The organism is Colwellia sp. 6M3 (genome assembly GCF_014077595.1).
Taxonomy (GTDB): Bacteria; Pseudomonadota; Gammaproteobacteria; order Enterobacterales; family Alteromonadaceae; genus Cognaticolwellia.
Genome location: NZ_JACGWF010000016.1, coordinates 40,129 through 58,439 on the forward strand (window position 1 = coordinate 40,129; position 18,311 = coordinate 58,439).

The following is an 18,311-nucleotide window of genomic DNA, read 5'->3' on the forward strand; positions in this document are numbered from 1 at the left end:
AACGACAGGTTAATTCGAGATAAAGTCACTATACTAGTTCCATATTTTACAACAGAGATAGAAACTATGATTATCGGTGTACCTAAAGAAATAAAAAACCACGAGTACCGTATTGGCTTAACTCCTGCTGGTGTTAAAGAGTTAGTTGTTAATGGCCATGACGTTATCGTTGAAAATAATGGTGGTGCAGCAATCGGCTTTGAAAATGAACAATACATCACAGCTGGTGCAAAAATTATTGATTCAGCAGCAGAGATATTTGCTACCGCTGACATGATCATTAAAGTAAAAGAACCACAGCCAATTGAATGTAAAATGCTTCGACCTGGTCAAGTACTTTTTACTTACTTACATTTAGCCCCAGATCCAAAGCAAACAGAACTACTTGTAGCTTCTGGCGCAACTTGTATTGCTTACGAAACGGTTACACAAAATGGCGGTGGTTTACCACTACTAGCACCTATGTCTGAAGTTGCAGGCCGTATGTCAATACAAGCAGGTGCACATGCGCTAGAAAAAGCACAAGGTGGCTTAGGTGCATTGTTAGGTGGTGTTCCAGGTGTTGCTCCAGCAAAAGTACTTATTGTTGGTGGTGGTGTTGTTGGTACGCAAGCAGCTCGTATGGCTGTAGGCATGGGTGCTGACGTTACTATTTTAGATCGTTCATTACCTCGTTTACGTCAGTTAGACACAGAGTTTGATGGTCGTCTTAAAACCGTTTACTCAACGGCTGATGCTATGGACCAACTTATTGTTGAAGCTGATTTAGTTATCGGTGCAGTCTTAATTCCAGGTGCAGCAGCGCCTAAGTTAGTGACAGCTGAACATATTAAAATGATGAAGAAAGGCGCTGTTATTGTTGATGTAGCCATTGACCAAGGCGGCTGTTTTGAAACATCTAAAGCGACTACACATCAAGACCCTACTTATGTAGTTGATGATGTTGTGCATTACTGTGTTGCTAACATGCCAGGTGGTGTTGCAAGAACATCAACAATGGCATTAACCAATGCGACTATGCCATTTACCGTTACACTAGCCAACAAAGGTGCAAAACAAGCATTGCTTGATGACGTACACTTAATGGCCGGTTTAAATGTTTTAGGTGGTAAAATCACTTACAAACCAGTGGCTGATGTACTTGGCTATGATTATGTTGCACCAGAAGTCGCTCTAGCTACTTTATAACTTGTAACATCAAAAAATGTTTAAAGCCGCTTACATAAAGCGGCTTTTGTGTTTTTTAAGTATTTATAATTAGCAGCAACATTACAATTATCTAGGTGCATTTGTAAAAATAGCCTTGCAGTTTTGTCAAAGAAATTATTATTTATAATTATTTCTTTGTTGCTCTCTTGAGATAATCACTTAGAATCCCAACTATTAAGACATTAACATATTTTATTTTTGGAGTAGTTCATGAGCGAAGCAAGACATTGCCCGTTACTCATATTGGGTTCAGGCCCTGCAGGATATACCGCAGCAGTATATGCAGCACGTGCTAACTTAAAACCTGTGATGATCACCGGTTTACAACAAGGTGGTCAATTAACCACAACCACTGAAGTAGAAAACTGGCCTGGTGATGCAGATGACCTTACTGGACCTGCATTAATGGATCGTATGCAAAAGCATGCTGAAAAATTTGAAACTGAAATTATATTCGACCATATCAATGAAGTAGATTTCAGTGAAAAGCCATACAAACTAAAAGGCGACTCAGGTGTTTATACTTGTGATGCGCTTATTATTTGTACTGGTGCATCTGCGATGTACCTTGGTTTACCTTCTGAAGAAGCCTTTATGGGTAAAGGTGTTTCTGCCTGTGCTACTTGTGATGGATTTTTCTATAAAAATCAAAAAGTCGCTGTTGTTGGTGGTGGTAATACCGCTGTAGAAGAAGCTTTATACTTATCAAACATAGCTTCTGAAGTTCATTTAATTCACCGTCGTGATACTTTCCGTTCAGAGAAAATATTAACTAAGCGTTTAATGGACAAAGTAGCTAACGGTAATATCGTATTACACCTTGATCGTACATTAGACGAAGTACTTGGCGATAACATGGGTGTTACTGGTGTTCGCATTAAAGACATGAACTCTGATGCAACAGAAGAATTTGACGTTATGGGTGTGTTTATAGCGATAGGCCATAAACCAAACACTGATATTTTCAAAGATCAATTAGACATGAAAGATGGTTATTTAACCATTCAAAGTGGTACTAATGGTAATGCCACACAAACCAGTGTTGAAGGCATTTATGCGGCTGGAGATGTTGCTGATCATATTTACCGTCAAGCAATTACCTCTGCTGGTGCCGGTTGCATGGCTGCATTAGATGCAGAGCGTTACTTAGACGCAAAAGGTAGTCACTAATCAATGACCCGAGCTATTCCTTGGATTACTTCGAATAGCTCGATTTTCCCTGATTTATCTACCGCTCTTACCGACCCCAACGGCCTACTCGCTTTCGGCGATGACTTATCACCTCAACGAATTTATCAAGCTTATCAAAATGGGATATTCCCATGGTTTAGTGATGGCGAACCTGTCATGTGGTGGAGCCCTGATCCACGTGGCATTATTAATATTTCACAACTTACGATTAATAAAACCTTAAAAAAGGTGCTTAAACGCGAAACCTTTACCGTCACACTTAATAAAGACTTTAATCAAGTTATTGCATTATGTGCTGATGCTCCCTTCCGTCAAGAAGAAACCTGGATTGTTAACCCTATGATAGCTGCTTATAAGTTATTACATGATCAAGGCCGAGCACACTCAATTGAAGTTTGGCATAACGAGCAACTAGTTGGCGGATTATATGGCGTAGCAGTAAATGGTTATTTCTCTGGTGAGTCAATGTTTTACAAAGAGAGCAATGCGTCAAAGATCGCACTTGTGTATTTGGCTAACTTACTTAAATCAATAAATGTTGAATTTATAGATTGCCAAATGCTTAACCCTTTTTTAGCAGGAATGGGTTGTATTGAAGTTTCACGTCAACAATTTTTAAAACAGCAATCACTTGCAAAAACTATAAACCCACCAATAGAATTTTGGCAAACTAGACAGTTATTTTTAGATTAACGCTCTTATTGTTATTCAGCGTTTAAAACTTTAAGTATGAATAACCGTTGAAATTTGTTAATAATGAGTGCTGATATAAAAAAATTTAATCGTGGTGAAAAATTTGAATAAAAATCTTAGTTGGTTAACGGTAATATTAATTGTATTTTATTCAAACTATGCATTTTCTTTCACTACCAATAATATTGAACAAACACTTAATCATCAAATTGCTATTAACCCAAAAGCTGTTTTTTATAAAATAGAGTCTTTATTAGTCGACCCTGAAGTTACCGTTAACTTAAAAGCTAAGTTGATGGTACTTCAATCAGAAATAGCTTACATCATTGACCAACCTGAAAATATTTTAAAATATTCAAAAGCAGCCTTAGCTACTGGTTTATTAACTGATACTTGGCATACCAGAGTACTGATTAGCCAATCTAGAGGGTACTTTCAGCGGGGACAATTCAATGAGTTTTTAGCTACTGCTAATATGGCGGTGATTAAAGCTGAACAATCAAGTTTATCGAATTACAAAATAGCGGCTTTAGTTGAAAGAGCCTATGCGTATAATTTGTTAGGCAATAATGATAAAGCAGTAAAAGATTTAACCCTTGCGATTAAGTATTTAGAATTGATGCCTAATGTTTTTGATAAGGCAACAATTTTAGAAAGATATAGTGCTGTTAATAAACGGCTTGGAAAAATAAAAATTGCGCTTAAATATCAAAATCAAGCTAATGTTATTTATGAAAAAATAGATACACCTCATTACTTATCTATTGGGTATTATAACCTTGCGCGAATATATCAAGAAACTGAAAACTGGCAGGATGCCAGTGTTTGGATGTTAAAATCTTATCGACAAGCTTTAAAAGATAAAAATAAGCTCAATCAGGCTTTTTCATTGTCTAGATTATCAGAATATCAAAATAATTTAGGAAACTTCAAAGAAGCAAAAGAGTATTTAAATGAAGCTATTATTGCCGCAGATTTAAGTGCGTCAGAACGTGTAAAAATTCATGTTCGTAAAAATATGGCAAACATATTAGCTCAAAATAAAGAATTCATAGAGTGTAAAGTCTTACTTATTGAAACCATTGCGCTCGCAGAGACTTATCAGATGCAAAGAGATAAAATTGAATTAATACATATGTTAGCTGAAGCCCACTATAGTCTCGGCGACTTTGAGTCTGCATATCTAACGTTAAAATCGGCTAATTAATAATAAAAATGATCAAAGAATAGCGATTTTTAATCGTCTGATAGAGAAAGGTTTCGAGTAAAACATTCATGAGTACAAATTATAAGCTAGGTATTACTAAATCGTTTCCTTGTAATTATTTACCCGAACAAGAAGAGCGATTATTAATTGCTGTTGACGATGTTTTACATGACCGAGACCATTATGGTTGGCTAATGCAGCAAGGATTTAGACGCAGTGGCAACGATATTTACCGTCCCCATTGTATTGCTTGTCAAGCATGTAAGTCATTACGCGTATTAGTTAACGACTTCATCCCGTCAAAAAGTCAAAAACGTTTATTGAAACGTAATCAGCAATTTACTGTTTTAATAAGTAATGAAGTAAAAGCAAGTTACTACCCTCTTTATGAGAACTATATTAATACCATTCATCATGATGGTAGTATGTTTCCAGCGTCTGAAGAACAGTTCAAAAGCTTTACTCAAAATAATATTACACCGCAATGCTACATTGAAATTTGGCATAACGAAGCTTTAATAAGTGTTGCCGTAACGGATGACATCCCTGATGCTTTATCAGCTGTGTATACGTTTTATGATCCAAACTACAAAAAAGATGGCTTAGGTGTTTATTCTATTCTTAAACAAATAGATATTGCATCACAACAGAAACGACAATTCCTTTACCTCGGTTATCAGATTGAAGAGTGCAGTAAAATGAATTATAAAAACCGTTATACTCCTCATCAAATTTTAGTAGAAAATCAATGGCAAACCGTAAATAAATAACACTATAGCTTTACATTAGGGCTGCAATTCGGCATTATCTGCGCAGCTTTTTATTTACGCACTAATTTAGAGGTTCGGCGCCCAATGGCGAAAGAAGAAAATATTGAAATGCAAGGTACTGTTTTAGATACTTTGCCAAATACTATGTTCCGAGTTGAATTGGAAAATGGTCATGTTGTTACTGCACATATTTCTGGAAAAATGCGCAAAAACTACATTCGTATCTTAACTGGCGACAAAGTTACTGTTGAATTAACACCTTATGACTTATCTAAAGGTCGTATTATCTTCCGTGCTAGATAGAAATTTAAAGTTTTAGTTTTAAAAGCGCTTTAGCTTTCTATTAACAAAGCGTTTTTTTATAACTAAAATTTTTGTTATTGCCAATTTAAAAACAAAAAACCGAGCTAGCTCGGTTTTTTTATGTCTAAAAATTAGTATGAAATTTAAGTCAATTTTTTCAACTGTGTTTATTGATAGTACGAATCAATAAACACATAAATGTGACTTAACATCTATGTGTTTCATGTCAGTCAAAAATTAATGCTCAACTAACTCTTTCTTAGATTCATAGTTAATAACTAATTTATCTTTCTTAACTGCTACTTTAGCTACACCACCCTGTGTTAATTCGCCAAAGAGCAATTCATTGGCTAATGGCTTCTTCAAGTGCTCTTGAATCAATCTCGCCATAGGACGTGCACCCATCGCTTTATCGTAGCCTTTGTTTGCCATCCATTTTTTAGCATCTTTAGTTATTTCTAGCGATACGCCTTTCTCATCAAGTTGTACTTGAAGCTCAACGATGAACTTATCGACAACTTGCTGAATAACTTCATCACCTAAATGATTAAACCAGACAATGTTATCTAAGCGATTTCGAAACTCAGGTGAAAATACCTTGTTAATTTCCTCCATAGCATCAAGACTATTATCTTGTTGTTTAAAGCCAATAGATTGCTTAACAGTGTGCTCTACACCCGCATTAGTGGTTAATACTAAAATAATATTTCTAAAATCGGCTTTACGACCGTTATTATCGGTTAATGTGCCATGATCCATAACTTGTAATAATATGTTGTATACATCTTCATGTGCTTTTTCTATTTCATCAAGAAGTACAACCGCATGTGGGTTTTTAATCACAGCATCAGTTAATAATCCACCTTGCTCATAGCCAACATAACCAGGAGGAGCACCAATCAAACGACTTACGGCATGCTTCTCCATATATTCTGACATGTCATAGCGCAGTAGCTCTACACCAAGTACTTTTGCAAGTTGTTGAGTAACTTCTGTTTTACCAACACCTGTTGGACCTGCGAATATAAATGAACCAATAGGCTTATGTTCATTACCTAAACCTGCTCGAGATAAACGAATAACAGATGATAGTTCGTCAATAGCATGATCTTGACCGAAAACAACAAGTTTTAGATTACGATCGAGCGTTTTTAAACTATCAACTTCTGTCGACGATACTGATTTTTCAGGAATACGTGCCATTTTAGCAACAATATTTTCAATGTCGGTGTTGTTGATTGTTTTTTTACGTTTAGATGCTGCAACCAACTGTTGACGTGCGCCTGCCTCATCAATTACATCAATGGCTTTATCAGGTAAAAATCGGTCATTAATATATTTTGCTGAAAGTTGCGCTGCGGCTCGCAATGCACTATTGGTATATTTAACGCCATGATGACTTTCATATTTTTCTTTTAAGCCATGTAATATTTTAGTGGTGTCATCAACACTCGGCTCAACCACATCAATTTTTTGGAAACGACGAGCTAATGCGCGATCTTTTTCAAAAATACTTTGGTATTCTTGGTACGTTGTTGAACCCATGCAACGCAGTTTACCTGATGATAATAATGGTTTAATCAAATTAGACGCATCTAACATCCCGCCAGACGCAGCACCAGCTCCAATAATGGTATGAATCTCATCAATGAATAGAATGGCATTACCGTCTTGCTCAAGTTCCTTTAACAGTGCTTTAAAGCGCTTTTCAAAATCACCACGGTATTTAGTACCCGCAAGTAAAGCCCCCATATCAAGAGAATAAATGGTCGCATCTTTTAAAAATTCAGGCGCTTTATCTGATACCAGTAAATTTGCTAAGCCTTCAGCTATTGCTGTTTTACCTACACCTGCCTCACCAACAAATAAAGGATTGTTTTTTCTACGGCGACTCAATACTTGTAAAGTTCGTTCTAATTCGTTATCGCGACCAATAAGAGGGTCAATGCCCCCTTTCAAAGCAACTTCATTTAGGTTTGTTGAAAAATTATCAATCGTACGAGGTTCTTCGTCACCAGCAGGTGCTTGCTGATCTTCGTTATTAGCACCTTCTTGGTCAATTTTCGCGATACCATGAGAAATAAAGTTAACAATGTCTAAACGGGTAATGTCAGACTTTTTAAGGAAATAAGCGGCCTGAGACTCTTGTTCACTAAAAATAGCAACGAGGACATTCGCGCCATTAACTTCGCTTTTCCCTGAAGATTGCACATGAAAAACAGCACGTTGTAATACTCGCTGAAAGCCCAGTGTGGGTTGAGTTTCTCGTTCAGCTTCTCCAGCAGGTATAACTGGCGTTGTATCAGCAATAAAAGCTAACAATTCTTTTCTTAAATTCGCGATATCTGCGCCGCATGCTTTTAAAGCATCGATAGAAGAAGGATTGTCTAACAATGCCAACAATAAGTGTTCAACCGTCATAAATTCATGGCGAGACTCTTTAGCCTGACGAAAAGCCATATTTAACGATACTTCTAAATCTTTATTCAGCATAAGATGCTCCAATTAAAATCTTGCGTAATTACGCTTTTTCCATAGTACATTTAAGCGGATGTTCGTTGCTCGTTGCGTAACTCAAGACCTGATCGACTTTAGTTTCTGCTACTTCAGCAGTAAAGGTACCACAACGCCCTTTCCCTTTATAATGAATCGCTAACATAACATCTGTCGCTTGCTCAGCATTCATATTAAAAAATCTACACAGTACATCAATGACAAAGTCCATTGGTGTATAGTCATCATTTAATAGCACAACTGTATACATTGGGGGTTTCTCAAATTTTTCAATAACCTCGTCATCAAGAACAGTTTGGTCGTCTATCAATTCTTTCCATTTACTCATAATTCTATATTAGTCTGTCAGTTAAATTTTGCTTAAGATTTAAAAAAATAATAACTAAAAACTCGAAATATGTGACTTAACACTTGACTATTTTTAATTATTATCTACGATTTACTTTGATGGCTAATTTTTCGTCATCTGTTGTAAATATTGATGCTTTAGATAATGCTTTGAGGAAAGCATACCTAATTACCGATGAATTTAGAAGGATGTTGAAGTATGGCTCACGGTACAGTTAAATGGTTTAATAATGCGAAAGGGTTTGGTTTTATTCGTCCTGAGGATGGTGGTGAAGATATATTTGCACATTATTCAACAATTCAAATGGAAGGATACCGTACGTTAAAAGCAGGACAGGATGTAAATTACGAGCTAAATGCGGGCCCTAAAGGTGATCACGCAGCAAGTATTACGCCATCAGAGATAGAAGCAGATTCTGACAACTAATGTAATAATTTACAGATAGAAAAATAAAAACACAGCAAATTGGCTGTGTTTTTTATGCTTAGTACTTTATAAAAAAATTACAAAACTCGTAAAACTAACTTTTACATGTTTTCAATTATACAATCACCGAACTCAGAACAAGTAACAAGTGTGGCATTGTCCATTAAACGTTCAAAGTCATAAGTAACTGTTTTCGCATTAATAGCACCAGACATACCTTTTAAAAGCAAGTTAGCCGCTTCAGTCCAACCCATATGTCTAAGCATCATTTCAGCAGATAAAATAACAGAGCCTGGGTTCACTTTATTAAGACCTGCATATTTTGGCGCTGTTCCGTGTGTTGCTTCAAAAATGGCTACATCATCATTTAAGTTAGCGCCAGGTGCAATACCAATACCACCAACTTGAGCTGCTAAAGCATCTGACAAATAATCACCGTTTAAATTTAGCGTAGCAATAACACTATATTCTGCTGGGCGTAATAATATTTGTTGTAACATTGCATCAGCAATAACATCTTTGATGATAATTTCTTTACCCGTTTTAGGGTTTTTAAGACTACACCACGGACCACCATTCATTAAGTCAGCGCCGAATTCTTCTCTTGCTAATTCATAGCCCCACTCTTTGAAAGCACCTTCAGTGAATTTCATGATGTTACCTTTGTGCACTAAAGTAACAGATTCACGATCATTATCTATGGCGTACTGAATAGCTTTACGAACTAGTCTTTGTGTACCTTCTTTAGAAACAGGTTTAATACCGATACCACAATTTTCTTGGAAACGAATTTTTGTAACACCCATTTCTTCAGTTAAAAACTTGATCATTTTTTTAGCTTGATCAGTACCTGCTTGATATTCAATCCCAGCATAAATATCTTCAGAGTTTTCTCTAAAAATAACCATATCAACTTCGCTAGGTTTTTTTACCGGGCTCGGCACACCGGTAAACCATTGCACAGGGCGTTGACATACATACAAATCAAGTATTTGTCTTAAGGCAACGTTTAAAGAGCGCATACCACCACCAACAGGTGTTGTAAGTGGACCTTTTATTCCCACTTTATATTCTTTGAACATCGCTAAGGTTTCATCTGGTAACCAAGTTTCTGAATCATACATTTGCGTTGCTTTTTCACCGGCATAAACTTCCATCCAATGAATTTTTCTTTCGCTGCCGTATGCTTTATTTACTGCAGCATCAACAACTTTCATCATAGGTGGTGTTACATCGACACCTATTCCGTCACCTTCAATAAAAGGGATAATAGGGTTATTAGGTACTTTCAACAGACCTTGTTCTGAGGTGATTTTGGCACCAGCACTTGGAATAATTACATGGTTCGACATACGAGATCTCCTAAATTTACTAATAAAAATAGCCGTTTGCTAGTTTCTTTTCCTTTAAACTAATAGAAAAAGTGCAGCGACACTAATACTGAAATCATGATAATTAGTATAACCGTCATGAATGATTAAACCGTTGCTTTAATTCAATTGCAAACTTTTATAGAAAAAAACTCATATCTATTTAAATATCGCTCGCGTTACGGGTTAAATTTAAGACAAAAAAAAGCTAGGCAATTGCCTAGCTTTTGACTGACTTTTTTAATTTAAGATTAAAGCAAGTTTGATAAAATAGTATTAAGCGTTGCACTTGGGCGCATTGCTTTCTCTGCTAATTCAGCATCAGCAAAATAATAACCACCTATATCCATGCTTGGACCTTGAGCACTATTTAACTCTTCTACAATTTTTGCTTCTTGCTTAGTTAATGCTTGAGCAATAGCAACGAAACTTGATTTCAAGGTTTCATCCTTTGTTTGCTCTGCTAGGGCTTGTGCCCAGTACATAGCAAGGTAAAAATGTGAACCACGGTTATCCAATTCGTTAACACGACGTGAAGGCGATTTATTTTCTTGCAAGAACTTAGCTGTTGCTTCGTCCAACGTATCTGCCAACACTTGAGCTTTAGCATTACCTGTATTCACGCTTAAGTGCTCTAAAGAAGCCGCTAAAGCTAAAAACTCACCTAATGAGTCCCAACGTAAGTGGTTTTCTTTTTCGAACTGTTGTACGTGCTTAGGCGCTGAACCACCAGCACCAGTTTCGAATAAACCACCGCCATTCATTAATGGTACAATTGAAAGCATTTTGGCACTGGTACCAAGCTCTAAAATTGGGAATAAATCAGTTAAGTAATCACGTAATACGTTACCTGTTACTGAAATGGTATCTTCGCCTTTAGCAACGCGTGCTAATGTATAATCACAGGCTTCAACTGGAGCCATTATTTGAATGTCTAGGCCAGTTGTGTCGTGATCTGCAAGATAAGTATTAACTTTCTTGATCATTTGCGCATCATGACCACGGTTTGCGTCTAACCAGAATATGGCTGGAACATTCGTTGCTTTAGCGCGTGTTACGGCTAATTTAACCCAATCTTGGATTGGTGCGTCTTTCGCTTGACACATTCTCCAGATATCGCCTTCGCTTACCGCATGTTCTAATAACGTTGTACCGTTATCGTCAACAACTCGCATTGTACCTTCACCAGACATCGTAAATGTTTTGTCATGTGAACCGTACTCTTCTGCTTTTTGTGCCATTAAACCAACATTAGGAACTGAGCCCATTGTTGTTGGGTTAAACGCACCATTTTCACGACAAAAATCGACTACCGCAGAAAATACACCCGCATAGTTACGATCAGGGATCATGAATTTAGTTTCTTTTTGAGTTCCGTCTGGTGCCCACATCATACCTGAAGCACGTAACGCTGCTGGCATAGAAGCATCAATAATAACATCACTTGGTACATGTAAATTTGTGATGCCTTTATCTGAATCAACCATAGCGAGTTCAGGACGTGTCGCGTAAACAGCATTAATGTCTGCTTCAATTTCAGCTTTCTTTGAGGCTGCTAAACGGTCGATTTTAGCGTAAACATCGCCAATACCGTTGTTAGCATCAACACCTAATTGGTTGAAAGTAGCGCCGTGCTTAGCAAAAACATCTTTATAAAACACTTTAACAGCATGACCAAACATTATAGGGTCTGATACTTTCATCATAGTGGCTTTTAAATGTAGAGAAAGTAATACATTTTCAGATTTTGCTTTTTCAGTTTCAGTAGCAAAAAACTCAACCAACGCTTTTTTGCTCATAACTGATGCATCGATAACTTCTAAATCTAAAAGAGGTAAATGCTCTTTTAGTAAAGTAACGTCGCCGTTTTGTGCAACAAATTCAATTTTTACGTTAGTTGCGCCATCAATGGTGACTGATTTCTCGCTACCATAGAAATCACCAGACTGCATATGTGCAACGTGTGATTTAGTCGTAGGTGACCATTTGCCCATAGAATGCGGGTTAGTACGAGCATATTGCTTAACTGAGCCAGGCGCACGACGATCTGAGTTACCTTCACGTAAAACCGGGTTTACCGCTGAGCCAAGCACTTTGGCATAAGTCAGTTTAATTGACTCTTCTGCTTCATTTTGTGGTTCTTCAGGGTAATTAGGTAAGTTATACCCTTTCGCTTGTAATTCTTTTATTGCCGCTTGTAACTGAGGTATAGACGCAGAAATATTAGGTAATTTAATAATATTGGCTTCAGGTGTTTTTGCTAATTCCCCAAGCTCAGCTAAAGCATCTTCAATACGTTGCTCAGGCGTCAAATATTTAGGAAAATTAGATATAATACGACCAGCCAATGAAATATCGCGAGTTTCAACATCAATAGCTGAAGAAGCAGTAAATGCTTTAACGATAGGTAAAAAAGAGTGCGTTGCTAAAGCAGGCGCTTCATCGGTAATTGTATAAATAATTTTTGATGTATCTGTGGTCATTTAAAATCCTTTGCTGATTTGCCATATATCGATAAAATGAATACACATTCATTTACGAATAATTATTCATTTTATCGATAAAAAATATTTTCGCGCGCATAATATAGGAAATCAAGGCGTATTAAAATAGATGAATTATTTTCAAACTAAAATTTACAGAGTCAACTTTCGTGGAATTAAAACAAAAACAAAAACTTACAAGCAAATACAAGCGCAAACCTCAAAAGGTACGACCAGTTGATTTCAAAGCCGAAATTGTACTTTTCAATAAACCCTTTGATGTTTTATGCCAATTTACCGATGATCAAAACCGAAAAACCTTAAAGGATTATGTTCATGTAAAAGATGTTTATGCTGCTGGTCGACTAGATAGAGACAGTGAAGGACTACTCTTATTAACTAATGACGGAAAACTTCAACATAAACTCGCAAACCCTAGCCAAAAAACGAATAAAACATATTGGGTTCAAGTTGAAGGTGTCCCAAAAGAGCATGATCTTGATGCGCTACGCCAAGGGGTAGAGTTAAAAGATGGACTGACAAAGCCAGCAAAAGTTAACATGATTGAAGAACCCAATATTTGGCCTCGTATACCCGCCATACGTGAGCGCGCAGCGATTCCAACTTCTTGGTTAGCTATTACTATACAAGAAGGTAAAAACCGACAAGTTAGAAGAATGACTGCTCATATCGGTTTCCCAACATTAAGACTAATTCGCTATAGCATAGGTCAGTGGACTTTAGATGGTATTAATAACGGCGAATATAAGAGAATTATACATGACTGATCTGTTAACAAACCCACATGGTAGTGAGCAATTTAAACCCAATACGACTGTTGCCGTTGTTGTTTTTTGCCAAGGAAAATTTTTATTGGTTGAAGAGATAGAAAACGGGAATACTGTTTACAATCAACCTGCGGGTCATCTAGAAGCCAATGAAAACCTAATAAATGCAGCAATGCGCGAGCTTGAAGAAGAAACAGGCTTAACTTGCTCGGTCGATTACCTTAGCGGTATTTACTATTATTACCGACAGTCGATATCACTCTATTATTTACGATTTTGCTTTGTTATAGAACGTGAATCATTTGAAGAATGCCAACCACAAGATGAAGAAATTATTGCCTGTCATTGGTTAACATTTGAAGAGATTAAAGCAAAATCAAGTCAATTACGTAGTCCATTAGTGCTTGAATGCATCGAAGATTACCTCAGTGGTAAAAAAATACCATTAAGTCACCTAAAATCTAATCTTTAATCTATCATCAGGCTAAATGACCATGCTATAATTTCGCGCCATTTTCCATAGAAATATAGTTGTCATGACCTCGAACGAACATGCAAAGGTAAACTCAATATCACCAAACGAAAAGTTACCCCAAGATACTAAAGTTATTGTAGGTATGTCGGGTGGTGTTGATTCATCTGTTTCTGCTTATTTATTAATTGAACAAGGCTACCAAGTTGAAGGCTTGTTCATGAAAAATTGGGAAGAAGATGATAATGACGAATATTGTGCGGCAGCAGAAGACTTAGCAGATGCACAAAATGTTTGTGAGAAATTAGGTATAAAGCTTCATACCATTAATTTTGCTACCGAATATTGGGATAATGTTTTTGAGTATTTTCTTGCTGAATATAAAGCAGGCAGAACGCCTAATCCTGATATTATGTGTAATAAAGAAATTAAATTTAAAGCATTTCTTGAATTTGCATGTGAAGATTTAGCCGCTGACTACATTGCTACGGGCCATTATGTGCAACGTGAGTTTAATGATGGTAAATGGCAAATGCTTCGCGGTCTAGACAGTAATAAAGATCAAAGCTATTTCCTTTACACATTAAGTCACCTGCAAGTAGGCAGAACACTATTTCCTGTTGGACATATTGAAAAGCCAGAAGTACGCGCTATCGCTGAAAAGGCTGACTTGATCACCCATAATAAAAAAGATAGTACCGGTATTTGCTTTATTGGTGAACGCAAATTTAAAGATTTTTTGGGTAAATATTTACCCGCACAACCGGGCATAATAGAAACACCTGAAGGCGAAGCTATTGGTGAGCATGACGGTTTGATGTATCACACTTTAGGTCAGCGCAAAGGTTTACGTATCGGCGGGCTTGCAAATGCTGGTGAAGCGCCATGGTATGTTGTTGATAAAGATCTTGAGCGTAACGTTTTAATCGTTGGTCAAGGCCATGATCACCCTCGCCTATTCTCTAAAGGTTTAGTAGCAAATCAATTGCACTTAGTCGACAGAATAGACTTAACCACGCCAATTTCATGCACAGTAAAAACACGATATCGACAAGAAGATGTCGCATGTAACCTTTCACCTATGGCTAATGGTGAATACTTAGTGATGTTTGAAGAGCCACAAAGCTCAGTAACACCCGGACAGTCTGTGGTGTTTTATCAAGATAATATTTGCCTAGGTGGCGGTATTATTAATTCCCTTATTCGTTAATAAAAGATATGCATGAATAATTTAGAAAAACAAACAATTACCCTGGCTGCAATATGTCAAGCCTCAGCGCTAGTACAAAATATAGCGCGTACTGGCTCAGTAGAAGAAACCGAACTCGCTATTATGCTAAACAGCATTATGGTGACATCACCAGATAGCATTTTAGAAGTTTACAGCAACGATATTGCGCATTTAAAGTCCGGTTTAAAAGCTTTAATAGAGCAACTTGGCAGTCAAACTAAAGAGAAAGATCCAGAGTTAACCCGATATGTTGTCAGTTTATTAGGGTTAGAGCGTCGATTAGCCAACAAAAAAGGGCAATTAGCGCTTTTGGGTGATCGCATTGAACAAAGTCAACGACAATTAGCGCATTACGATATTACGAGCGAGACTCTTATCGCTAGTTTAGCCAGTATTTATAGTGACCTGCTTAGTCCTATCGGTACGCCAATACAAGTTGCTGGCGAACCTAATTTGCTAAAACAGCAAAGCAATCAACATAAAATCCGTGCGCTATTACTTGCTGGTATTCGTTCAAGTGTATTATGGCGTCAAGTCGGTGGAAAACGTAGAAATATACTCTTTGGTCGCACAAAAATGGTCGCGTGCGCTCAACAATTACTTAAAGAAATTTAAATATAACCTCAGGAATATACTATGGAACTTTCAGCATTAAGTGCGATATCACCGGTTGACGGTCGTTATGGCAGTAAAGTTAAATCATTACGCCCTATTTTCAGCGAATTTGGCTTAATAAAATACCGTGTTACGGTTGAAGTACGCTGGTTACAAAAATTAGCTACGACTGCTGAAATAGCCGAAGTACCTGAGTTTTCGGCAGAAGCTAACGCGTTATTAAATGCAATTGTTAGCGACTTCTCTGAAGCCGACGCGCAAAATATTAAAGATATTGAAGCAACAACCAACCATGATGTAAAAGCCGTTGAGTATTTTCTAAAAGAAAAAATTAGCCATAATGCTGAATTAAATGCCATTACTGAGTTTATTCATTTTGCTTGTACATCTGAAGACATCAATAACCTTTCACACGGTTTAATGTTATCTGACTGTCGTGAAACAGTATTGATGCCAATGATAGACGATATTCTTGCTGATATTAAAGCGTTAGCCATTGAATATAAAAACATACCTATGATGTGTCGTACACACGGTCAACCGGCTTCTCCTAGTACACTAGGTAAAGAAATGGCCAATGTATACGTGCGCTTAAAGCGCCAACGTAAGCAAATTGCTGAAGTTGAAATGTTAGGTAAAATTAATGGCGCTGTGGGTAATTATAATGCCCACTTATCAGCTTACCCTGAAGTAAATTGGCACAATTTTGCTGATGAATTTGTTAACTCGTTAGGCTTAAGCTTTAACGCGTTTACCACACAAATTGAACCGCATGATTATATAGCAGAGCTATTCGACGCTATTGCACGCTTTAACACCATATTAATTGATTTCGACCGTGATATTTGGGGTTATATCGCCATGGGACATTTCAAGCAAAGAACGATTGCCGGTGAAATTGGCTCATCAACTATGCCGCATAAAGTTAACCCTATCGATTTTGAAAACTCTGAAGGTAACTTAGGTATTGCCAATGCTTTGTTTACGCATTTAGCCCAAAAATTACCTATTTCTCGCTGGCAGCGCGATCTAACTGACTCTACTGTTCTACGTAACTTAGGGGTTGGTTTTGCACATACATTAATTGCTTATCAAGCAACTCGTAAAGGTATCAGTAAATTACAAGTTAATGAAGCAAACTTGTTAGCTGAACTAGATTCAAACTGGGAAGTGTTGGCCGAGCCAATTCAAACTGTAATGCGTCGATACGGTATTGAAAAACCTTATGAAAAACTTAAAGAGTTAACCCGTGGTAAACGTGTTAACGGTGACTCAATGCGCGAATTTATTATGACGTTAGCATTACCAGACGCTGCAAAAGCACAGTTATGTGAAATGACACCTGCCTCTTACATTGGTCGAGCTGTAGAGTTTATTAATGAGCTAGACTAGTTTATTAACATAAGCTTTTAAGATTAAAAAAGGGATCCTATAGGCTCCCTTTTTGTTATTTAAATATAAATATCAATGGTCTGCACTATACAATTCACTAGATATGCTAGTTACATTGTTCGTAAGCTTTTGATAACAAGGTTGCACTATGAATATTGAATCAGTCAATTGGGGGGAATTATCCCCAGAAATATTTCTTAAACAATACTGGCAAAAAAAACCGTTATTGATCAAACAAGCTTTTACTGACTTTGAAGACACAATATCAGCGGATGAACTTGCCGGCTTAGCGATGGAACAAGAAATAGAGTCTCGCATTATCAGTGTTAACAACCAAGGTGACTGGCAAGTTGATCATGGTCCATTTGAAGATTTCTCAAAGTATGGGGAAGATAATTGGACATTATTGGTGCAAGCAGTAAACAACTGGTCTCGACCCACTCATAACTTGCTTAGCCCTTTTTCGTTCATACCTAACTGGCGCATAGATGATGTGATGGTAAGCTTTTCAACACCAAAAGGCGGTGTAGGGGCTCATTTAGACCAATATGATGTTTTTATAATCCAAGGTAGCGGGAAACGACATTGGCAAGTTGGTGCGCCTGATAATACCTTAACAAACTTATTACCGCATGCAGATCTAAAACAAGTTTCACCTTTTACGCCTGTTATTGATGACATTACCGAACCAGGAGATTTACTGTATATACCGCCTAATCATCCACATAAAGGCGTATCTATTGAAAATTCGGTTAATTTCTCTATTGGTTTTCAAGCGCCATCAAGTCAAGACTTATGGTCAAGTTTCGCTGATAACCTCATTGATAATAATTTAGGCGAACAAAGATTTAGCGATCCAGAAAGAGCACTACCTGAAACTAGTTTTACTATCACGCCACAAGATAAGCAGCAATTAAAAGCATTTATGCTGAAAAACCTTGAGCAAGAGAGTTTCTTTGAACAATTTATTGGGCAATATTTAACTCAAGGTCATCATGCTTTGGAAATATTAGTACCCGTTGAAGATATAGATGAGAGTAAGCTCAGCGATATATTATCTGAACCTGATATTTCATTTATGCCAGTATCTGGCTTGAAAGTCGCCATAATTAACGACAAGCAAGCAACACTGTTTATAAATGGTGAGAGCTTTGCTTTAGAGAGCCAAACCCTAGCGTTGGCTGAACAGTTAGCACAACAAAAACCGTTAAGTACCGGTGAAGTAAAAAAACTCACTGTTTGTTTGAAAAATATACAATTGTTAACTAATGTTTTAAATAAGGGTTATTGGTATATAG

Annotated in this window: 17 protein-coding genes; 13 read left to right on the plus strand and 4 right to left on the minus strand. The window is 37.0% G+C overall.

What is annotated here, in order from left to right; translation table 11 throughout:
- The first annotated feature begins 66 nt into the window (after positions 1-66).
- From ald to infA, 6 genes are all read left to right on the plus strand, one after another.
- A complete protein-coding gene (gene ald, locus H4J50_RS05575; RefSeq protein WP_182254969.1) occupies positions 67-1,188 on the plus strand; it encodes an alanine dehydrogenase in 1,122 nt (373 codons plus the stop codon).
- 231 nt (positions 1,189-1,419) lie between these two features.
- On the plus strand, positions 1,420-2,379 hold the full coding sequence (trxB, locus tag H4J50_RS05580) for a thioredoxin-disulfide reductase (RefSeq protein WP_182254971.1): 960 nt from the start codon (positions 1,420-1,422) through the stop codon (positions 2,377-2,379).
- A gap of 3 nt (positions 2,380-2,382) precedes the next feature.
- Positions 2,383-3,093, plus strand: coding sequence for a leucyl/phenylalanyl-tRNA--protein transferase (gene aat / locus H4J50_RS05585; RefSeq protein WP_182254973.1), 711 nt, complete (start codon positions 2,383-2,385; stop codon positions 3,091-3,093).
- Positions 3,094-3,196: 103 nt separating this feature from the next.
- Positions 3,197-4,300: a lipopolysaccharide assembly protein LapB gene (locus H4J50_RS05590; RefSeq protein WP_182254975.1), complete on the plus strand. Its 1,104-nt coding sequence runs from the start codon at positions 3,197-3,199 to the stop codon at positions 4,298-4,300.
- A gap of 68 nt (positions 4,301-4,368) precedes the next feature.
- Positions 4,369-5,070, plus strand: a complete 702-nt coding sequence (locus H4J50_RS05595; RefSeq protein ID WP_182254977.1) for an arginyltransferase — start codon at positions 4,369-4,371, stop codon at positions 5,068-5,070.
- 84 nt (positions 5,071-5,154) lie between these two features.
- Complete coding sequence (gene infA, locus H4J50_RS05600; protein WP_011043571.1) at positions 5,155-5,373, plus strand: translation initiation factor IF-1; 219 nt, start codon at positions 5,155-5,157, stop codon at positions 5,371-5,373.
- Positions 5,374-5,610: 237 nt separating this feature from the next.
- On the opposite strand, the gene clpA is transcribed toward infA, so the two are convergent.
- Together clpA and clpS are read right to left on the minus strand one after the other, a co-directional pair.
- Positions 5,611-7,866 carry an ATP-dependent Clp protease ATP-binding subunit ClpA gene (gene clpA / locus H4J50_RS05605; RefSeq protein WP_108456020.1) on the minus strand — a complete coding sequence of 752 codons (2,256 nt, stop codon included), beginning with the start codon at positions 7,864-7,866 and terminating at the stop codon, positions 5,611-5,613.
- A gap of 28 nt (positions 7,867-7,894) precedes the next feature.
- Complete coding sequence (gene clpS / locus H4J50_RS05610) at positions 7,895-8,215, minus strand: ATP-dependent Clp protease adapter ClpS (protein WP_108456019.1); 321 nt, start codon at positions 8,213-8,215, stop codon at positions 7,895-7,897.
- Positions 8,216-8,434: 219 nt separating this feature from the next.
- On the opposite strand from clpS, the gene cspD reads away from it, so the two are divergent.
- Positions 8,435-8,662 (plus strand): cold shock domain-containing protein CspD, encoded by a 228-nt coding sequence (gene cspD / locus H4J50_RS05615; RefSeq protein WP_108456018.1) that lies wholly within the window; start codon positions 8,435-8,437, stop codon positions 8,660-8,662.
- 101 nt (positions 8,663-8,763) lie between these two features.
- Here the strand turns inward: cspD and icd are convergent, their stop codons facing one another.
- Positions 8,764-10,014, minus strand: a complete 1,251-nt coding sequence (gene icd, locus H4J50_RS05620; RefSeq protein ID WP_108456017.1) for an NADP-dependent isocitrate dehydrogenase — start codon at positions 10,012-10,014, stop codon at positions 8,764-8,766.
- 269 nt (positions 10,015-10,283) lie between these two features.
- Positions 10,284-12,515, minus strand: a complete 2,232-nt coding sequence (locus H4J50_RS05625) for an NADP-dependent isocitrate dehydrogenase (protein WP_182254979.1) — start codon at positions 12,513-12,515, stop codon at positions 10,284-10,286.
- Positions 12,516-12,685: 170 nt separating this feature from the next.
- Between H4J50_RS05625 and H4J50_RS05630 the strand changes: the two genes are divergently transcribed.
- From H4J50_RS05630 to H4J50_RS05655, 6 genes are all read left to right on the plus strand, one after another.
- On the plus strand, positions 12,686-13,303 hold the full coding sequence (locus H4J50_RS05630) for a pseudouridine synthase (protein ID WP_239059154.1): 618 nt from the start codon (positions 12,686-12,688) through the stop codon (positions 13,301-13,303).
- The gene (locus H4J50_RS05635; protein WP_108456014.1) at positions 13,296-13,775 is read left to right on the plus strand and encodes an NUDIX hydrolase; all 480 of its coding nucleotides are present in this window, start codon (positions 13,296-13,298) and stop codon (positions 13,773-13,775) included. The genes H4J50_RS05630 and H4J50_RS05635 overlap by 8 nt, the downstream gene beginning before the upstream one ends.
- Before the next feature lie 64 nt (positions 13,776-13,839).
- The gene (gene mnmA, locus H4J50_RS05640) at positions 13,840-14,985 is read left to right on the plus strand and encodes a tRNA 2-thiouridine(34) synthase MnmA (RefSeq protein ID WP_182254981.1); all 1,146 of its coding nucleotides are present in this window, start codon (positions 13,840-13,842) and stop codon (positions 14,983-14,985) included.
- 12 nt (positions 14,986-14,997) lie between these two features.
- Positions 14,998-15,621 carry a high frequency lysogenization protein HflD gene (hflD, locus tag H4J50_RS05645; protein ID WP_108456012.1) on the plus strand — a complete coding sequence of 208 codons (624 nt, stop codon included), beginning with the start codon at positions 14,998-15,000 and terminating at the stop codon, positions 15,619-15,621.
- A 21-nt stretch (positions 15,622-15,642) separates the two neighbouring features.
- Complete coding sequence (purB, locus tag H4J50_RS05650) at positions 15,643-17,013, plus strand: adenylosuccinate lyase (protein ID WP_108456011.1); 1,371 nt, start codon at positions 15,643-15,645, stop codon at positions 17,011-17,013.
- A 148-nt stretch (positions 17,014-17,161) separates the two neighbouring features.
- The coding region (locus tag H4J50_RS05655; protein WP_182254982.1) for a cupin domain-containing protein at positions 17,162-18,311 on the plus strand (1,150 nt) is incomplete at its 3' end.